This is a genomic window from Kitasatospora sp. NPDC101155, assembly GCF_044768305.1.
Taxonomy (GTDB): domain Bacteria; phylum Actinomycetota; class Actinomycetes; order Streptomycetales; family Streptomycetaceae; genus Kitasatospora.
Genome location: NZ_JBIWPN010000097.1, coordinates 1 through 15,152, shown reverse-complemented (window position 1 = coordinate 15,152; position 15,152 = coordinate 1). Strand labels below are relative to the sequence as shown.

The following is a 15,152-nucleotide window of genomic DNA, read 5'->3' as shown; positions in this document are numbered from 1 at the left end:
CTGACCCTCGATGAAGATCAGGATGATTGGAAGATCGCGAAGTGGGTCCCCTTTGATCCGCCGATCAGCGGTCAGTTTTCACCCGTCGCCGACAGGGGCCCGGGCGGGGGCGTGTGCCCGGGTTGACGACCCCTCGTGGCGAGGAACCTACGCCTGCGGAACCCGGGAGTCCAGATGTCCGGTCTCACATCTTCAGTCCAGGTAGGGCGGGAACGTGCGGTCCAGATGACCTGCAATCCACGACTTGTCAGTGACCTTGGGCTCCATCCTGAGTCGCTCAACAAGCTTGTCCGGATGCACCACAAGAACCCCGCCGCATCGCATCACGCGCATCGAGCCGAACTCGACCCCGTGAACCACAACCATGGCCGTCGGCTCCACGAGCATCTCGCCCTGCGCCAGACGCACTTCGGCCTGGACCGCGGACACGATCCCCGACCAGTCGAAGTCGCCATAGCGAAGCCCATTGCCGTCTCGCGAGAGCCGCAGGACCGCCCCGGCAACCGGCCGGCGCTTCTTCGAGTCGATCACCACGACCTGACCCCTGGGGCCGACCGCAATGTGATCAAGGTTGGCCGTCGAGTTCTCGATACGCCGGTCATGGAGAATCGTCCAGCCCTCGCGCTCCAGTACGGAGAGGATCCGGCCGGTCTCCTCCTCGCCCTCGGCTCCGAGCTCGTAATTGTCCGCCGTGCTGAGGTCTTTCTGCGTCGGAGGAACCCAGCTGCGTTGCCCCATCCTCGGCGGCGGTGCCGGCTTCCGCCGCGACGTGTGGCCCACCACCAAACTCTTGACGACAACGAACACCGCGACCGCCGAGACCAACGCCACGAAGCCGTTGACGTAGAGCCCAGCCAGTCCGCCGATTACGGCAAAACCAGCGGACTGTCGAACGCTCGGACGACGAGGGACAAGCTCGGTGGAAGGCTTCTGCCGCGGCGCCACGTCCCACTTGGCCTTGTCCTTGCGCAGTTGGGCGGCCTGATGGCGGGCGCTGGCTCCAGGGACGTTTGTGCGTGTGCTGCGGTAGGTGTTCGTCGTCATGCCCGGCAGTGTGCCACCGGGAAGTGACAAACGGTCACTGAATTGTCAGTCCAGGCCAGGGGGCCCATCTGTCACAGACGACCGCTGCCAGGTCTGCCGCAACAACCGAACTCCCCTGCTCGCCCGCAGTCACCCTCGCTGCTCCCGCAGCTGCGCCCGCCACTCGAACCACGCCCGCCGATAGTCCGCCACCGTCTCGAAGTCCAGCGTCCACGACTGCGGCGGCACCAGTGGAATCCGCAGATTCCACCGCCGACCGTCCCACTCTTCAGGCAGGCTGCTCTAGTTGTACAGCGGCAACTCGTCCCGGATGGCAGCGGCCTCGGCCTCGGCCGCATAGCTCAAGCCACAGTCCAGCCACTCCACCGCCGTCGCGTCCTCGTCGACCTCGGGCCACCACGGCATCTCGGCGGCGTGCTCCCGGAAGCGGGGCACCGGGTGTGTCGTGATCCCGATGTACAGAAGCTCGCCGCCGCGATCGTATAGCCGATACAGGGCGGTCGGGCCGAAGCCGATACGGGCCCGGCGTTCGGCGAGCACTTTCTCCCAGCAGGGACGGCAGCGGTCGCCGGGCCAACGGTCGGGGGAGTGCTGGTCGCAGTCGCGGCAGGGGCCGGGGCCACCGCTGCCGATGTCGGCGGAGTTCATGGGCGCAGCATCGCAGAGGCTGCTGACAGAGGTTGGTGGTCAGTCCGGCAGATCGTTGCGGGGGATGTACTGCCAGCCCTGCGCGGCGAGCCCTTCGTGCATCCACGCCAGGGTGAATTCCTTGAACAGGTCTGCGGGCCGGATCTCGCCGGGGAGGTCCATGGCGGCGAGCAGGCGGCCACCCGCGGTTGGCCCGGTGTCGCAGGTCCAGCACAGGTGCAGATCGACGATGCCGTCGGGAAGCGTGAAGCGGGTGACCAGGGCGACTGTGCGGTCGCAGCGGGGGCAGGGTGGCAGGTCACCTTTGGTGATCACTTCGACAGTCATGTGCACCCTTCCTGGCGGGGTGGCCAGGATCGGTGCGCGGTCATGCGGAGTCAAGGGCTCCTGCAAGGGGACCTGGGAGCACTGCTCGAACACAGATTCGATTAGCCTGGGCTTCATGAGCGCGACCCTCCACCCCACCTGGTGCGACCCTGCCCACTGCACTACGAGCGCCTCTTCCGCGTCATGACCCTCAACTTCCCCTCTGGTCACGACTCCACGCTACGAGGGGAAGGCCATGCTCAGCATTTGGTACGCAATCGTGTACAGGTCGCGGCCCGGCGATCGTGTCGTCCTGGTCGAGGCTGCGGCCAGGATCTGCTCTGCCTGCTCGGCGGAGAATCCGTGTATGCGTGCGCTGGCAAGGAACCGCTCAGGTTCGCTCTCGGGCAGACCCGCCTTGCGTACTGCAGCGGGCCTGACGACGTCGTCTCGGGAATCCTGGCCCGTCATGTGCTCATCCTCTCGCGGGACTGGCCGGCCCGGGTAGCACTCGGGATGGGCGGGTTGGCTACTGGTTGCGCGGCCGTTGGAGGGGGTCGACGTCGTGCGGGTCGTTAGGTCGGCCTGTTCGGCGGCCTTCAGCAGTTGGATCGCGAGGCGGCGGGCCACAACGGGGTGGATGTGCCGGACCAGCGTGCCGTGTCTCATCTCGGTCTGGTCGAGGGCGCCTTCCAGCCGGACGAATCCTGCGGGAACGACGCTGGTGGTGATTGGCGGTTCGCCAACCTCGGGGAGGGATTCGTCCACGGTGGCATTCTCTCGCAGATCGGGGTCGACGGGCTACTGTGCGGCGGGCTCGGAGGTAGCGCGGCTGGGGGCGCCTACAGGATGTCGGGTTCGTAGTCGAGGAGTTGGTGTCCGCGCTGCTGGTACCAGGTGGCGAGCGCGGCGGCCAGGACGTCTCGGATCTCGTCGACAACGTCGTCGGCGTACATCTGCTGACCGTTTTTCTCGGGGAGATGTTCGCAGTCGAGGACGGTGATGGTCACCTCGACGTGGCGGAGTTCGCGGCTCACCGGTTCTCCCTCCCGTCCCGGCAGCAACACCAGCCATCCACCATCACGCCCGCTCCATCCTCCGCCTCCTCCCAGCACGACTGGCAGCACGCCCCAGGGTGATGCCGGCCCCAGCCGTAGCCCTCGGCGAGCAACCGCACCCGACGCTCCACTCGCGCGTCCCGGCCACAGTTGCACGCACCGCCGCGGCGGTCGTCGTCGCAGCAATCGCCACCGTCGTGCTCTTCGGTCGCAGCGGGGCACGTGTACCAGCAGTCCTCAACGACCGTGTGTCGCTCCGAGAGCAGGTCGTCGAGCAGTTGCCGGTCCGCCGTCACCCGGCGCAACACCGCCTGCGGATCCCACAGCGCGATGTGCTGTGCCTGCTCGTCCGTCGGCGATCCCTCGTCGTAGATCACCGGCCCGTCCATGCCCTCGACGAGCCAGCGGTCGCCCAGGTTGTGCGTCCACACCGGACCGTCCGCCAGGGCAGCCGCCTGCGCGGTCTGTTCGATGCGGTCCAACTCCTCCCGCAGCCAGGCCACCACGTCGCTCATCGGCGGGGAGCCTTGCTGTGGGCCGCGATCAGCTCCGCGAAGGCGCGCGCCGATTCGTAGGCTGCGGGGTCCTGCGGGTGCCTGGTGACAATGACCGCCGCATCCGTGATGCTCAGGTCGAAGCGACACTGTGCCGGGACGCCTGGCCACGTCGTCTCTTCGATCTTTGCTTCGGCCCGGCCGCGCACCTGGTAGGTGCGCCCACCCCACCTGAGCGTGACGTGCAGGATGCCGTCCTCATTGGTTCGCGCCGAGATGTCGACGGGCTGGACGCTGTTTTCGTCGTCGTTCATCTGGCGCTCCTGGGCTGGTAGTCGGCGAGGTCGCGGATCACGTTGCGGATGCGCGGCCGGACGGTCGGCTGCGGTAGGGGTGTGCTGTCCTCGACGAACTGCTGGCGCTCCTCGTCGCTGGCGGCGAGCCACCACTCGATGAACGCCTCGGCGTCGCTGGTTGCGGCCGGCCGCGTGGTCACGGCCGGGCCTCGGCGGTGGCCTTGTGCCCCTCGGCCCACTGCTCGGCGTCGTCCTCGGTGCCGATGTTTACCTCCAGATCGCGCTGGAGGCGGCTGCTCTCCCACGTGATGATGACGTCAGCCTCGCCCGCCCGTACGCGGTCGACCATGTCGGCGAATCGAGCGCGCTTCTTCTTGGCGTAACGGCTCGCCGATCGGTTGTCGTCGATGAACTCGTCGACGATCAACCACCCGCGGTCGTCAGCTTCGCGCCGGTTCTCGGTCATCTGGGCGGCGGTGCTGCTGCCTCGGCCCTTGATGTCCCGACTGGCCCGTGCATACAGAAATGCCCTCAGCTGGTGCTGAGGGCCGGGGGCGTGGCGGGGGATCTGCATCTCTACAGGCAGCAGCATGCGTAAGCCAATGTCTCCACCTCCATGTGGTGGACGTTGCTGCTGTTGTGCCGGACGAACCGGGCCCGCGCGGTGTGGCTCTGGTTGGCCAGCCAGGAGGCGGTGACGGTCAGCAGGACGATGTAGACCGTGGTGAGCCACAGGCGGAGGGCGGCTCCGAGTGCAGGGTGTCGGGCGGTGACGGCGTCGGTCGGTCTCGTCGTTCCGAGGCGGTCCCTCATCGTGCCTGGCGCCCTTGCTGTCTCGTTCCTCAGGTACCGGCAACTCCGCGGGAGGCCGGAGGCCCAGCCTACGTCAGTCGGGGACGGTGGCCGCGCCGGTGGAAGGCCGGCCGGGGCGGGGAGGGCCGGCCGGGGCGGGGAGGGCCGGCCGGGGCGGGGAGGGCCGGTGGGGGCCGGTGCGGGCCCGGGCAGGATCACCCGAACGGGTCGCCGCAGCGGCGGGCGGTGGTGCGGACGGGCGAGGGTGGGGAGGGACCGTCGAGGAGGCGCCGATGTCCGGTTGCACCACCGAGGTGCCCCAGACGCACCGGCGGCGCTGGTGGGCTCGCGCGGCCCGTGCGGCCCGTGCGGCGTGGGCCTATGTGCGGTGCGCCCCCGGTACCTACGTCTGGCTGGCGATCCTGCTGATCACCACCCAGGTGATCCGCCACGTCGACACCGCGACCGCCGACCGCATCCTGGAGCGGCGCTCGACCAACCTGCACCACCTTCGGGTCTCGCCGGTCCGGGTGCTGGCGACCAGTGCGCTGTGGATCGCGGGTGGCGGATGGCTGAGCTACTTCGCGCTCTACAACATCTTCCACGTGCCCGCCGAGCGCTGGCTCGGCACGCTGCGCTGGATCTCGGTGGCGATGCTGGCGCACGTCGGGGCGACGTACCTCAGCGAGGGCGTCCTCGGGTGGGCGATCCACCGTGGCCTCGCCGCGCCGAAGGCCGTCTACACGCTCGACTACGGCGTCAGTTACGCGCTCGCCGGGGTGATCGGGGTGCTCACCTACCTGGTCGTGCGGCCCTGGCGGTACCTCTACCTGGCCGGGGTGCTCATCGTCTACGGCGTGCGTGCGCACCAGAGCCGGGACTACACCAGCATCGGGCACCTGAGCGCGGTGCTGATCGGGCTCGCCTGCTATCCGCTGACCCGGGACCGGCCGGGGGTCTTCGATCCGGTCGCCTCGGTGCGGGGGCTCCGGCGGCGGATCCGCAGGAAGTGATCGGTCATCAGATGCGGTCTGCCCCAGGGTATTCGGTGAATGCCAACTGTTCGAAACAGTAGGGCCCTTACCCGCTTCTTACCGTGTTGACCTTCCCCAGGCCGGGCTGACCGGCCAGGCTTACCCCCTGTTTCGCCGGGGCCGCGCGACCGCGTGGCCGGCCACAGGGGAGGACCGCACTCGTGCCCACCAGGCAACGACGACGGCTGTTGTTGAGCGCCGTCACGCTCACCGCCGTCGGACTGACCACCACCCAGGCGCTCGCCGCGCCGTCCGCGCCGCCGACACCGCAGCCCTGGCAGGTGCGGCACCAGGCGGACATCGGAAAGCAGCACGCCCAGAAGGTCCAGGGCAAGAGCGCCCTCTCGACCTTCAGTCCCAAGGCCGAGACGGAGGCCGGGGACGGCGGCGGCGAGGCGGAGAACTCCGCCGAGGGCGTCGCCCAGTACACCGAGGCCCGCACCGCGCCCGGCGTGGTCGCGCCGGGCGCCTACGGCGCGGCCTGGTCGCAGCTGCAGTCCATGCCGCACACGGACGGGCACTGGGACCACGTCACCGACAAGCCGTACAACTCCGACGACCCGCGCTACCGCGACGTCAACTCCAACTCCGCCGGTGGCGCCGGGCTGGTGTCCGGCCGGATCACCGGCATCGCGGCGGACAGCGACGGTTACGTCTACGCCGGTGGCGCCAACGGCGGTGTTTTCCGCTCCCGGACGGGCGGCGGGAACTGGGAGCCGATCGCGGACAAGCTGCCGACGCTGTCGACGGGCACGCTGAACCTGGACGAGGGCGGGCGGCTCTGGTACGCCACCGGCGAGTCGAACACCGGCGCCACCTCGTACGTCGGAACCGGCGTCTACCTGCTGTCCGACCCGAAGCACGGCAAGTTCCAGCCCGGGAACCGGGTCGGTGGGGCCGAGCTGGAGTCGACGATCATCCACGCGCTGCGTTTCGGCGGCGGCAGGGTGTGGGCGGCGACCAGCCGGGGTGTGTGGAGCCACTCGACCACGGACCTGTCGGGGCCGTGGACGCTGGAGTTCGCGCCCAACCCCGAGTACCTGCCGGGTGGTTCGAAGGCCGGCGACCCGAGCGCGCCGTACAAGAACATCGCCAACGACATCGCGATCGACCCCAAGGACCCGTCCAAGGCGGTCCTGGCGGTCGGCTGGCGTGGCGGCGACACCTACAACGGTTTCTACAGCAAGGCGGCGGACGGCAGTTGGCAGCGGGTCTCGTCGCTCGGTGACCTGCCGACGGACGCGGCGAACGTCGGCAACGTGACCTTCGCGCGGTCGGCGGACGGCTCGCGCTACTACGCGATCGACCAGTCGCCGGACGTGATGGCGCACAACCCGGACACCGGCCTCAAGGGCATCTACGTCTCCAAGTCCGGTTCGCCGTCAGGTCCGTGGACGCTGATCGCGGACAAGGACAAGCTCAAGGGATCGGGCTCCGCCCTCCAGGACCCGGGCTACCAGCCGGGCATCCAGTCCTGGTACAACCAGTCCCTCCAGGTGGACCCGGCCAACCCGGACCACGTCTACGCGGGCCTGGAGGAGGTCTTCGAGACCACCGACGGCGGCGCCAAGTGGGCCACCGTGGGGCCGTACTGGAACAACGGCTTCCCGTGCTGGAGCATCGACCCGGCCAAGCAGACCGGTGACTGCTCGCCCACCACCCACTCCGACCAGCACGCCGTCGCCTTCGGCAGCTACCAGGGCAAGGTCAACGTCTACGTCGGCAACGACGGTGGCATCTACAAGCGCCCGGGCAACGGGCAGTTGGACGCCTGGGGCCACGGCAAGGACTGGACGCCGCTCAACGACGGCACCATGGACACCCTGCAGTACTACTCGGTCGGCATCGGCAAGGACCCGGCGGACCGCTCCGGCAAGGGCGTCATCGTCAGCGGCGGCCTGCAGGACAACGGCGAGTCGATCCTGCGCGCCCACGACAAGGTGATGGGCTCCAACTTCGGCGGCGACGGCGGCGACACCCTGGTCGACCCGAACAACGGCTGCAACATCGCCGAGGAGTACGTCTACCTCGACATGTGGGTCACCCAGAACTGCGCGGTGAACGACGGCAGCTGGACGAAGGACCCGAGCAAGGCCACCTCCTTCGAGGTCGCCCCGCCGGACAAGGACACCAACTCCGCCCGCTTCATCGCGCCGATCACCAGCGACCCGAAGGACACCAACACCTGGATCGCCGGCGGCCGGCACGTCTGGGTCCAGCACAAGGGCTACGCGATCCGCAGCGGCAGCGAGTGGACCAGCGCGTACGACCTGGGCGCCGGCCACGTCGCCACGGCGGTCGCGACGGTCAACGGCACGGTGTACGCGGGCTGGTGCGGCCCGTGCAACAACCAGGGCTTCAGCCGTGGCATCGCGGTCGGCAAGACCGACGGCACCGGCTGGCACCAGCTGAACCTGCCGGTCGACGGCACCCTGCCGAACCGCTACATCAGCTCGTTCGCCGTGGACGAGAACGACGCCCAGCACGTGTTCGTCGCGATCAACGGCTTCTCGCGGACCTGGACCGAGGGCCCCGGCGCGGGCAACGGCCACCTCTTCGAGACCCACGACGGCGGCGCCACCTGGACCGACGTCTCAGCCAACCTGCCCGACGTCCCAGCGACTTCGGTCAAGATCCTGCCGAACGGCGGGCTGGCGCTGGGCACCGACCTCGCCGCCTTCTACCGCGCGCCGGGCGAGACCGACTTCTCGGTGCTCGGCCGCAACCTGCCCACCAACTCGGTGCAGCAGCTCAAGACCGGCCCGGACGGCCGCCTCTATGCCGCTACCTTCGGGCGCGGCATCTGGTCGATCAACCCGCGTGAGCTGGACGAGGACAACGACAACCAGCACTGACCAGCCAGTGATCTGACCGGTGCCCGGCCTGCGCTCAACGAGCAGGCCGGGCACCTGCGTTGTGGGGCTCCCGTGGGCGGGCCATGAGCGGAAACGTGGAAGGAACCCGGTGCAGCGCTTGACCCGCGCCACTCGCACGGCCAGCGCCGAGTTATGGCAGACAGGGCCGCACCTGAAGAGTTGATCGGAATCCTAGAAGGGAAAACGCTCCAGGACATGGCAGAGCAAGAACTCAATGAACTCGGTGAGGATCACGATGTCCACCTTTCCGGGGTGCTAGAGCGGCGACAGGGCAGGCAGGGCTCCGGAGCATCAAGGTCCGATGCTCGAACTTCCGCCGACCTACCGGGCGTCACCTCAGGACTTCCTAGTCTCCGGTAGGCATCCGCGAAGCGCTCACGCCGATCGGCTGAATGGCCGGTGGCCCCCACTGTCAGGTAAGTCCCGGAGGGCTGACCCGCTCGGCAGGGGCTGGGGTGATGCGGCTGTCTGCCGGTACCGCCGCAACCTTTCGTGCCCAGCTCACTCCCCGTCCCACGAAGACCGCGTCGCCCGACCGCCTAGCGAGCTGAGTACGCGGCGAGGAACACCCGCACACCCTCGTCGGCCAGCCGTTCGAGTCCGGCCGGGGTCTGGTTGTCGTCGTGGCCGAAGAACATGGCGCGGTCCATGGGGGTGGCCAGGACGAGCCATGCGAAGTGACCGGCGGCGAGCACCGGATCGTCCAGTCGCAGCAGCCCGCGTGCCGCGAGGTGCTGGAAGCAGGCCGCCAGGGCGGCGATGGTCCGCTCGGGCGCGCGCCGGTAGTAGTCGGCCGCCACCTCGGGGAAGCGGTCGGCCTCCGCGATGAGCAGCCGGCGCAGTTGCAGTCCTTCGGGCTGGATGACGGTGGTGATGTAGCGCCGGGCGAGTCCGGTCAGGTCCTGATCGAGGTCATCGGTGTCGCGCAGTGCGTCGATGGCATCGACGAACAGGCCGACCTTGCTGCTGGCGTTGAGGATGATGGCGCCGAACAGCGTTTCCTTGTCCTTGAACTGCTTGTACACGGTCTGCTTGGACACCGCGGCCGTCGCGGCGATCTCGTCCATGCTGGTGCCCGGGTACCCCTTGCGTAGGAACAGCTCGGTGGCGGCCTCCATGATCGCCTTGCGCTTGCGGGCCGTGCGGCCGTCCTCGGGTGTTTGCATGTCTACCTCCTTGATGAGTTCGAAGAGTACTGGACTGACCAGTACTCAGATGAGTACTGTACAGTCCAGTACTGGCGCTGTGGGAGCCGACCCGCGCCATCGAAGAGGGGGATTGGTCATGGCGACCGCAGGACGAAAGATCGTGGCGGGGCTGTTCGTGTCACTGGACGGTGTGGCGGAATCGCCGGAACAGTGGCACTTCCCTTACCTGAACGAGGAGATGGGCGCGGCCCTCGCCCAGATGCAGGCCGGAGCGGACACCCTGTTGATGGGACGTCTGACCTATGAGGCGTTCGCCGCGGTCTGGCCCGAGCAGACCGGCCCGATGGCGGACGCGCTCAACGGCATCCGCAAGCTGGTCGCCTCGACCACCCTGCGCGAGGCCCACTGGAACAACACCACCGTCATCGACGGCGACGTCATCACCTTCCTCAAGGACCTCAAGCGGCAGCCGGGCGGGAACATCAACCTCTCCGGCAGCATCATGCTGACCCGGACCCTCCTGGAAGCGGGCCTCCTCGACGAACTGCGGCTCCTGGTGCACCCGCTCGTGCTGGGCACCGGCAAGCGACTGTTCCCCGAGGGCACGGGCCGGGTCCCCCTGCGGCTCACCGCCTCGGCCACCTTCTCCACCGGCGTGCTGGACCTGACCTACCAGCCCGCCTGACCCGCCCGGCGGGCCCCGGATTCCAGCCACCGATCATCGGACAAGAGGAAGAATATGTCGTTTCAGGCGTACCTGGACACCATCGAGACCAAGACGGGCCTGACCCCCCGCGCCTTCATCGCGCTGGCGAAGGAGCGTGACTTCGACGCCCCGTCCACCAAGGCGGGGACCATCCTTGCGTGGCTCAAGGATGAGTACGGCCTGGGGCGCGGCCACGGCATGGCGCTGGTGCACGTCATCAAGCACGGCCCTCGCATCGACGCGAAGCACGTCGGCACGACCGGCTCGCACCGCGACGACTCCGACACCCTCTGGCTCGACGGCAAGGCGACGCGTCCCTCCTGAGGCGACGCGCGGCAGCGCCGGGCGACGGCGGCGCAGGTCGTTCGGTGCCCGCGAGCCCACCATCCCGCCGATTGCGCCCAACTCCTGGAGAACCCGGCATGACCTGGACCGAGCACACCGTGGTACGCGAGGGCGTCCGCATCTCCTGCCGCGACTGGGGCGGATCGGGACCCCCGGTCGTCCTGCTGCACGGACTGGCCGGCCACGCGGGCGAATGGGACTCCCTCGCCCGGAACCTGAGCCGCCGTCACCGGGTCGTCGCCGTCGACCAGCGCGGCCACGGCGCGAGCGAGCGCCGACCGGGTGATGTCTCCCGCGCCGCGTACGTCGCCGACGCCGCCGTTGTCATCGAACGTCTCGACTTGCACCGGCCGGTCCTGGTGGGGCAGTCGCTGGGCGGCCACACCGCCATGCTCACCGCCGCCGCGCACCCCGATCTGCTGGGCGGGCTCGTCCTCGTCGAGGCGGGACCAGGCGGCCCCAACCCGACCGTGCAGGCCGAGATCGGCGCAGCGCTCGACGCGTGGCCGACGCCGTTCCCCTCGCGCCGGGCCGCCGTCGAGTTCTTCGGCGGCGGCGCTGTCGGCGAGGGCTGGGCGGCGGGCCTGGAAGAGCGAGGCGGCGGCTGGTGGCCGCGCTTCGACCGTGACGTGATGGTAGAAGCGCTGACGGAGAATGCCCGGCGTTCCTTCTGGGACGAGTGGACGAGTATCGCCTGCCCGACGCTGGTCGTCCTGGGTCAATCGGGCATCATCCCCCCGCACGAGACGGAGGCCATGCTCCAACGGCGCCCCGGGGTGGTGGCCATGAGTGTCCCGGCGGCGGGGCACGACGTCCACCTGGAACACCCCGAGATCCTCTGCCAGGTGCTTCAGGACTTCCTCGAACGGGTCGCCGTGCGCTGAGGGACACTCCGGCCGTAGCAGGGCGGCCCGATCGGGGCCGCCCCACGGTAGGAGGGCGTCAAGCCAGGGTGTGCTCCAGCCAGTCGAGCACGATGCCGTTGCGCACCTGCGGTGCCATCGGGGCGCAGTGGTCGCCGGCGCCCTGGGCCGTGGTGAGGACGGTGTGCTGTTTGGGACAGCGGAGGAGGTCGTAGAGCAGGGTGTCCTGGCCGGGGATGAGGGACTCGTCCTCGTAGCCGAGAACCAGGGTGGGGCAAGCCACCAGGTGGGCCACGTCGTCGCAACGGAACCGGCGGATGGTGTGGGCGAGTTGCCAGAGATCCTGGGGTGCCCGGCCGGCGCGGGCGTCGCGGAGGAACCGGGGGCCGAAGATCTCAGCGCGCTTGGCGAGCAGTGGGGTGGCGGGGCCGAGGTCCGGGAGGACGGTCCGCTGCCACTGGCGGTTGACGGTCTCGCGGTCGGGACCGTCGGCCAGGCGGCGCCAGATATCGGGCCAGGCTAGCCAGTTGTCCACGGCACCGGGGTCGGCGACCACGGCGGCGAGGCGGGGTTCGAAGGCGGCGGCCCGGATGGCGAGGATGCCGCTCATGCTCCAGCCGGCCATGGCGATCCGGTCGGGGTCGACCAGCGGCGAGCGGAGGAGGTGGTCGATGACGGGGCGGATGACGTGTTCCCAGTCGGGACGGAACGGGATGCCGTGCTCGAACAGCAGGCTGCCCTGGCCGGGGCCTTCCAAGATCAGGGCGTTCCAGCCGCGTTCGACCGCCGCGCAGGCTCCGAAGGCGTAGAGGTCGATGCTCTGGGCGTCACTGCCGTTGACCAGGACGAGGGTGGGGCGACGCCGGGGCCGGCCCGGGGGAGTGAGGAGGTGGGCGGGCAGTCCGAGGTCCCCGTACGGGATGCGCAGCCGCCGCACGGGCGGGTCGAGGAGTTCGCCGGCGCGGTGCCAGCAGGCCTGCATCTCGGCGAAGACGGCCGGTTCGTCGGCGGGCCGGGCGCTGCCGAGGACGGAGAACAGCGCCAGGGAGAGGTACTTGGCGGCGCGCAGGTAGCCGTCGCGGGCGGTCGTTGAACGGCCGGAACCCAGGGCGGATTCGGCGGCGGCAGCGGTGCGGCGGCCGAGGGCGAGGAACTCCTCGTGGTAGGTCCGGCCGGACAGGCCGGCCCGGTTGATGCGGTCGACGGCGGCCACGACTTCGCCGGCCTCGGCGAGGCGGTAGGCGGTGGCGCCCAGGGCCGCGCGGGTCTGGAGGTCGAGGTTGGGTTCGGGGAAGAGCAGTAAGCGGTCGGCGGCGGCGGTGGTGGTCACGGGAGGGTCCGTTCCGGTCAGGCCCGCAGGCCGTGGCGTTTGGTGTACGCGAGGTGGAAGAGGAACAGCGGTACGGCGATGACCGGCCAGCAGGCGTGCATGGCCGCTGGGGCGGCGTCGACGGGCAGCAGGTAGGCGAAGGCGAGTTGGGCGAGTGCGTTGAGCAGGCTGGCCGCGCCCCACACCGTGGTGAGGACCCGCAGGCCGCGGCGGAAGGCGGCGTCCTGGTCCCAGCGGCCCGCCCAGGCGCGCAGCCCGTCCTCACCGGCCTTGAGCTGGACGAACGAGCGGAAGACGACCATCAGGGCCGGGCGCCCGTAGCCGACCGAGGCGAGCAGCCAGACGCCGATCAGTCCGCCGAGCACGCCTGTCCAGGCTTCGCGGATCAGCAGGGTGCGCGGGTCTCCGGTGAGCACGGAGAGGACCAGCCCGAGCCCGATCATGCTGAGGATCAGCAGGGCGAGGAAGTCGACCCGGCGGGTGCGGACCAGCCGGACGACGACGGTGGCCGCCGGTATCGCGGCCGACCAGAGCAGGGCCCACCACTGGTCCACACCGGTGAGACGCAGTCCGTAGTAGAGGCCGAGCGGCAGGAGGAGGTCGAGCAGCAAGGGTAAGAAGGCCGTGGTCCGGCGGGGAGCGGCATGGACGGTCATGACGCGGCCTCGTGCCTGGTCGCGAGGTCGAACAGCGTGACCAGCTCGCGTCCGTAGGCGCGCGGGTCGAAGTCGCCGCCGACGGCGAGCCGGTTGGCGGCCGCGTCGATCGAGGCGCGGATCGCGGTGGCCATCGCCTCGGCGTCGAACGAGCGGAAGGCGCCGCTGTGCTGGCCCTCCCGCAGGTGTTGCACCAGCAGGGCGGCAGGGGTGTCGAAGCCGGCCGTGCTGACCAGCGGGGTGCCGTCCTCGCGGCGGGCATTGGCGAGGACGTCCACCAGCGCGCGCATCTCGACCGGGTGGTCGGCCATGAACTCCAGGTTGGCCTCGATGTAGGCGGCCAGCATCGCGCCCGGTTCGCGGTGGGCGCGGATGCGAGGCTGCATGAAGACCCGCACCTGCTCCTGGACGGTGTCGACGACGGCCTGGAAGAGGTCCTCCTTGTCGTCGAAGTGGTACGAGATCAGTCGCACGCTGGAGAGCTTTGCCCGCTTGGCGATCTGCGCGAACGAGGCTCGGGCGTAGCCGAGTTCGGCGACGGTTCCGATCGTGGCGGCGACGATCTGGACGCGTCGGGCGTCGGTGGTGAAGCTCCGGCCGCCGGTCGGAGGAGCGTCGGCGGCACTTGCGCCGTGAGGATTTACTCGCATGAGTAAAAAGTAACACGGGTCGGCAAATCGGCGGGCGAAAGATGACCCCGCCGTGTCCGGCTACGGACCTACGACGGGGCGGAGCGCCAGCAGTGCCGGCGGTGTCAGGGGTGTCAGGGGTGCCAGCGCTGTCAGGGGTGCAAGGGCGCCCGGGCGATCAGGACGGGCTGGAAGAAGCCGGTGTCGGCCGGCTGCGCCCAATCGATCCCGGCGAGGCCCGACCCTCATGGGTGCAGAGATGTCAGATGCTGCGCCGCACTGGTAGCTCTTCGGCGGGCGTCGGGCGGTCGGCTGCAGTCAGCGAAAAGGGGCCGTAGAAGGTCCCGCCGGCGCTCTCGCAGCCGCGCGATCCCGAGAGCGAGTGAGTCTCATGTGTGAGCTCGTAAGGCAGAGTCTGCTCGTACTTATGCTGACCGCTTGCTGACCGGATCTGATTGACCATCAGGCCTGGCAGCGGCGTCGCCCCCGACCACAGGCGCCCCGTACACCCGCATCAGCCATCGTGCGCGCCCACCAGCACGCGGCCGGCGCTCGGACCGATCCGCCACCGGCTCTCTCCTCAAAGGGGGATGGGCCGGAAGAACACCAGGACGAGACACTGTGGCAGAGCCTCGTCGCCCGGCTGGTGGAGGTGAGGGCCTGGGCCGCTCGCGGGGCGGGTTCACCAGCAAGATCCACCTGAACGCGAATGGCTGCTGCCGCCCGCTGTCCCTGATCGTCACACCAGGGCAGAGGGCGGACTGCAGCCAGTTCATACCCGTGCTGGAGAGCCCGGTGCCTTGCCGAACGCGCGCTGTCAGATGGGAAGGGGCGGGCCCGCCCAGTACGCCACCTCTTGGCGCACGGGCCGGAATCCCGCCGCCACGGCGAGGGTTCGGCTGGCGTGGTTGTTCCGGGGTGCTGACC

At 69.5% G+C, this 15,152-nt stretch carries 19 protein-coding genes and 1 pseudogene; 6 read left to right on the top strand and 14 right to left on the bottom strand.

Going from position 1 to position 15,152, the window contains the following annotated elements:
* Positions 1–192 precede the first annotated feature (192 nt).
* The 10 genes from ACIRYZ_RS45325 to ACIRYZ_RS45280 form a co-directional block, all read right to left on the bottom strand.
* Positions 193–1,044 carry an NERD domain-containing protein gene (locus tag ACIRYZ_RS45325; protein ID WP_402955225.1) on the bottom strand — a complete coding sequence of 284 codons (852 nt, stop codon included), beginning with the start codon at positions 1,042–1,044 and terminating at the stop codon, positions 193–195.
* A 282-nt stretch (positions 1,045–1,326) separates the two neighbouring features.
* Positions 1,327–1,692 carry a GIY-YIG nuclease family protein gene (locus tag ACIRYZ_RS45320; protein WP_402955222.1) on the bottom strand — a complete coding sequence of 122 codons (366 nt, stop codon included), beginning with the start codon at positions 1,690–1,692 and terminating at the stop codon, positions 1,327–1,329.
* Positions 1,693–1,731: 39 nt separating this feature from the next.
* Positions 1,732–2,019, bottom strand: coding sequence for a hypothetical protein (locus ACIRYZ_RS45315; protein ID WP_402955219.1), 288 nt, complete (start codon positions 2,017–2,019; stop codon positions 1,732–1,734).
* Positions 2,020–2,238: 219 nt separating this feature from the next.
* Positions 2,239–2,766, bottom strand: a complete 528-nt coding sequence (locus tag ACIRYZ_RS45310) for a hypothetical protein (protein WP_402955217.1) — start codon at positions 2,764–2,766, stop codon at positions 2,239–2,241.
* Positions 2,767–2,840: 74 nt separating this feature from the next.
* Positions 2,841–3,035, bottom strand: coding sequence for a hypothetical protein (locus ACIRYZ_RS45305; RefSeq protein WP_402955214.1), 195 nt, complete (start codon positions 3,033–3,035; stop codon positions 2,841–2,843).
* Positions 3,032–3,571, bottom strand: a complete 540-nt coding sequence (locus ACIRYZ_RS45300) for a DUF6221 family protein (protein ID WP_402955211.1) — start codon at positions 3,569–3,571, stop codon at positions 3,032–3,034. Before ACIRYZ_RS45300 ends, ACIRYZ_RS45305 begins: the two co-directional genes overlap by 4 nt.
* A complete protein-coding gene (locus ACIRYZ_RS45295) occupies positions 3,568–3,864 on the bottom strand; it encodes a hypothetical protein (RefSeq protein ID WP_402955208.1) in 297 nt (98 codons plus the stop codon). Before ACIRYZ_RS45295 ends, ACIRYZ_RS45300 begins: the two co-directional genes overlap by 4 nt.
* Complete coding sequence (locus tag ACIRYZ_RS45290) at positions 3,861–4,046, bottom strand: hypothetical protein (RefSeq protein WP_402955205.1); 186 nt, start codon at positions 4,044–4,046, stop codon at positions 3,861–3,863. Before ACIRYZ_RS45290 ends, ACIRYZ_RS45295 begins: the two co-directional genes overlap by 4 nt.
* A complete protein-coding gene (locus ACIRYZ_RS45285; protein ID WP_402955228.1) occupies positions 4,043–4,420 on the bottom strand; it encodes a recombinase family protein in 378 nt (125 codons plus the stop codon). The genes ACIRYZ_RS45290 and ACIRYZ_RS45285 overlap by 4 nt, the downstream gene beginning before the upstream one ends.
* Positions 4,421–4,422: 2 nt before the next feature.
* On the bottom strand, positions 4,423–4,659 hold the full coding sequence (locus ACIRYZ_RS45280; RefSeq protein ID WP_402955202.1) for a hypothetical protein: 237 nt from the start codon (positions 4,657–4,659) through the stop codon (positions 4,423–4,425).
* A gap of 272 nt (positions 4,660–4,931) precedes the next feature.
* Here ACIRYZ_RS45280 and ACIRYZ_RS45275 point away from each other — a divergent pair, with 272 nt between their 5' ends.
* Both ACIRYZ_RS45275 and ACIRYZ_RS45270 read left to right on the top strand, forming a co-directional pair.
* Complete coding sequence (locus ACIRYZ_RS45275; RefSeq protein ID WP_402955199.1) at positions 4,932–5,651, top strand: rhomboid-like protein; 720 nt, start codon at positions 4,932–4,934, stop codon at positions 5,649–5,651.
* A gap of 182 nt (positions 5,652–5,833) precedes the next feature.
* The gene (locus ACIRYZ_RS45270; protein WP_402955196.1) at positions 5,834–8,527 is read left to right on the top strand and encodes a glycosyl hydrolase; all 2,694 of its coding nucleotides are present in this window, start codon (positions 5,834–5,836) and stop codon (positions 8,525–8,527) included.
* Positions 8,528–9,087: 560 nt separating this feature from the next.
* Here the strand turns inward: ACIRYZ_RS45270 and ACIRYZ_RS45265 are convergent.
* Positions 9,088–9,714: a TetR/AcrR family transcriptional regulator gene (locus tag ACIRYZ_RS45265; protein WP_402955193.1), complete on the bottom strand. Its 627-nt coding sequence runs from the start codon at positions 9,712–9,714 to the stop codon at positions 9,088–9,090.
* Positions 9,715–9,832: 118 nt separating this feature from the next.
* Between ACIRYZ_RS45265 and ACIRYZ_RS45260 the strand changes: the two genes are divergently transcribed.
* The 3 genes from ACIRYZ_RS45260 to ACIRYZ_RS45250 all read left to right on the top strand — a co-directional run bounded on the left by ACIRYZ_RS45260 (position 9,833) and on the right by ACIRYZ_RS45250 (position 11,631).
* The gene (locus ACIRYZ_RS45260) at positions 9,833–10,381 is read left to right on the top strand and encodes a dihydrofolate reductase family protein (RefSeq protein WP_402955190.1); all 549 of its coding nucleotides are present in this window, start codon (positions 9,833–9,835) and stop codon (positions 10,379–10,381) included.
* Positions 10,382–10,435: 54 nt separating this feature from the next.
* Positions 10,436–10,726, top strand: coding sequence for a DUF4287 domain-containing protein (locus ACIRYZ_RS45255; protein ID WP_402955187.1), 291 nt, complete (start codon positions 10,436–10,438; stop codon positions 10,724–10,726).
* A gap of 98 nt (positions 10,727–10,824) precedes the next feature.
* Positions 10,825–11,631, top strand: coding sequence for an alpha/beta fold hydrolase (locus tag ACIRYZ_RS45250; RefSeq protein ID WP_402955184.1), 807 nt, complete (start codon positions 10,825–10,827; stop codon positions 11,629–11,631).
* A 58-nt stretch (positions 11,632–11,689) separates the two neighbouring features.
* On the opposite strand, the gene ACIRYZ_RS45245 is transcribed toward ACIRYZ_RS45250, so the two are convergent.
* From ACIRYZ_RS45245 to ACIRYZ_RS45235, 3 genes are read right to left on the bottom strand one after another with little or no spacing between them, the layout of a single operon-like run.
* Positions 11,690–12,940 (bottom strand): alpha/beta hydrolase family protein, encoded by a 1,251-nt coding sequence (locus tag ACIRYZ_RS45245; RefSeq protein ID WP_402955181.1) that lies wholly within the window; start codon positions 12,938–12,940, stop codon positions 11,690–11,692.
* A gap of 17 nt (positions 12,941–12,957) precedes the next feature.
* Positions 12,958–13,551 (bottom strand): VC0807 family protein, encoded by a 594-nt coding sequence (locus ACIRYZ_RS45240; RefSeq protein ID WP_402955178.1) that lies wholly within the window; start codon positions 13,549–13,551, stop codon positions 12,958–12,960.
* A gap of 41 nt (positions 13,552–13,592) precedes the next feature.
* Entirely contained in the window at positions 13,593–14,246 is a 654-nt protein-coding gene (locus ACIRYZ_RS45235; protein WP_402955175.1) for a TetR/AcrR family transcriptional regulator, read from the bottom strand.
* A gap of 639 nt (positions 14,247–14,885) precedes the next feature.
* Here ACIRYZ_RS45235 and ACIRYZ_RS45230 point away from each other — a divergent pair.
* Positions 14,886–15,011: pseudogene (locus ACIRYZ_RS45230) on the top strand (IS5/IS1182 family transposase); the annotation flags it as partial.
* Positions 15,012–15,152 lie beyond the last annotated feature (141 nt).

Excerpts from the sequence above, each read along its gene's own strand:
- ACIRYZ_RS45265 (WP_402955193.1), bottom strand. The coding sequence starts at position 9,714 with ATGCAAACACCCGAGGACGGCCGCACGGCCCGCAAGCGCAAGGCGATC.
- ACIRYZ_RS45280 (WP_402955202.1), bottom strand. The coding sequence starts at position 4,659 with ATGAGGGACCGCCTCGGAACGACGAGACCGACCGACGCCGTCACCGCC.
- ACIRYZ_RS45235 (WP_402955175.1), bottom strand. The coding sequence starts at position 14,246 with ATGCGAGTAAATCCTCACGGCGCAAGTGCCGCCGACGCTCCTCCGACC.
- ACIRYZ_RS45250 (WP_402955184.1), top strand. The coding sequence starts at position 10,825 with ATGACCTGGACCGAGCACACCGTGGTACGCGAGGGCGTCCGCATCTCC.
- ACIRYZ_RS45285 (WP_402955228.1), bottom strand. The coding sequence starts at position 4,420 with ATGCAGATCCCCCGCCACGCCCCCGGCCCTCAGCACCAGCTGAGGGCA.
- ACIRYZ_RS45295 (WP_402955208.1), bottom strand. The coding sequence starts at position 3,864 with ATGAACGACGACGAAAACAGCGTCCAGCCCGTCGACATCTCGGCGCGA.
- ACIRYZ_RS45315 (WP_402955219.1), bottom strand. The coding sequence starts at position 2,019 with ATGACTGTCGAAGTGATCACCAAAGGTGACCTGCCACCCTGCCCCCGC.
- ACIRYZ_RS45320 (WP_402955222.1), bottom strand. The coding sequence starts at position 1,692 with ATGAACTCCGCCGACATCGGCAGCGGTGGCCCCGGCCCCTGCCGCGAC.
- ACIRYZ_RS45260 (WP_402955190.1), top strand. The coding sequence starts at position 9,833 with ATGGCGACCGCAGGACGAAAGATCGTGGCGGGGCTGTTCGTGTCACTG.
- ACIRYZ_RS45275 (WP_402955199.1), top strand. The coding sequence starts at position 4,932 with ATGTCCGGTTGCACCACCGAGGTGCCCCAGACGCACCGGCGGCGCTGG.
- ACIRYZ_RS45325 (WP_402955225.1), bottom strand. The coding sequence starts at position 1,044 with ATGACGACGAACACCTACCGCAGCACACGCACAAACGTCCCTGGAGCC.
- ACIRYZ_RS45300 (WP_402955211.1), bottom strand. The coding sequence starts at position 3,571 with ATGAGCGACGTGGTGGCCTGGCTGCGGGAGGAGTTGGACCGCATCGAA.
- ACIRYZ_RS45255 (WP_402955187.1), top strand. The coding sequence starts at position 10,436 with ATGTCGTTTCAGGCGTACCTGGACACCATCGAGACCAAGACGGGCCTG.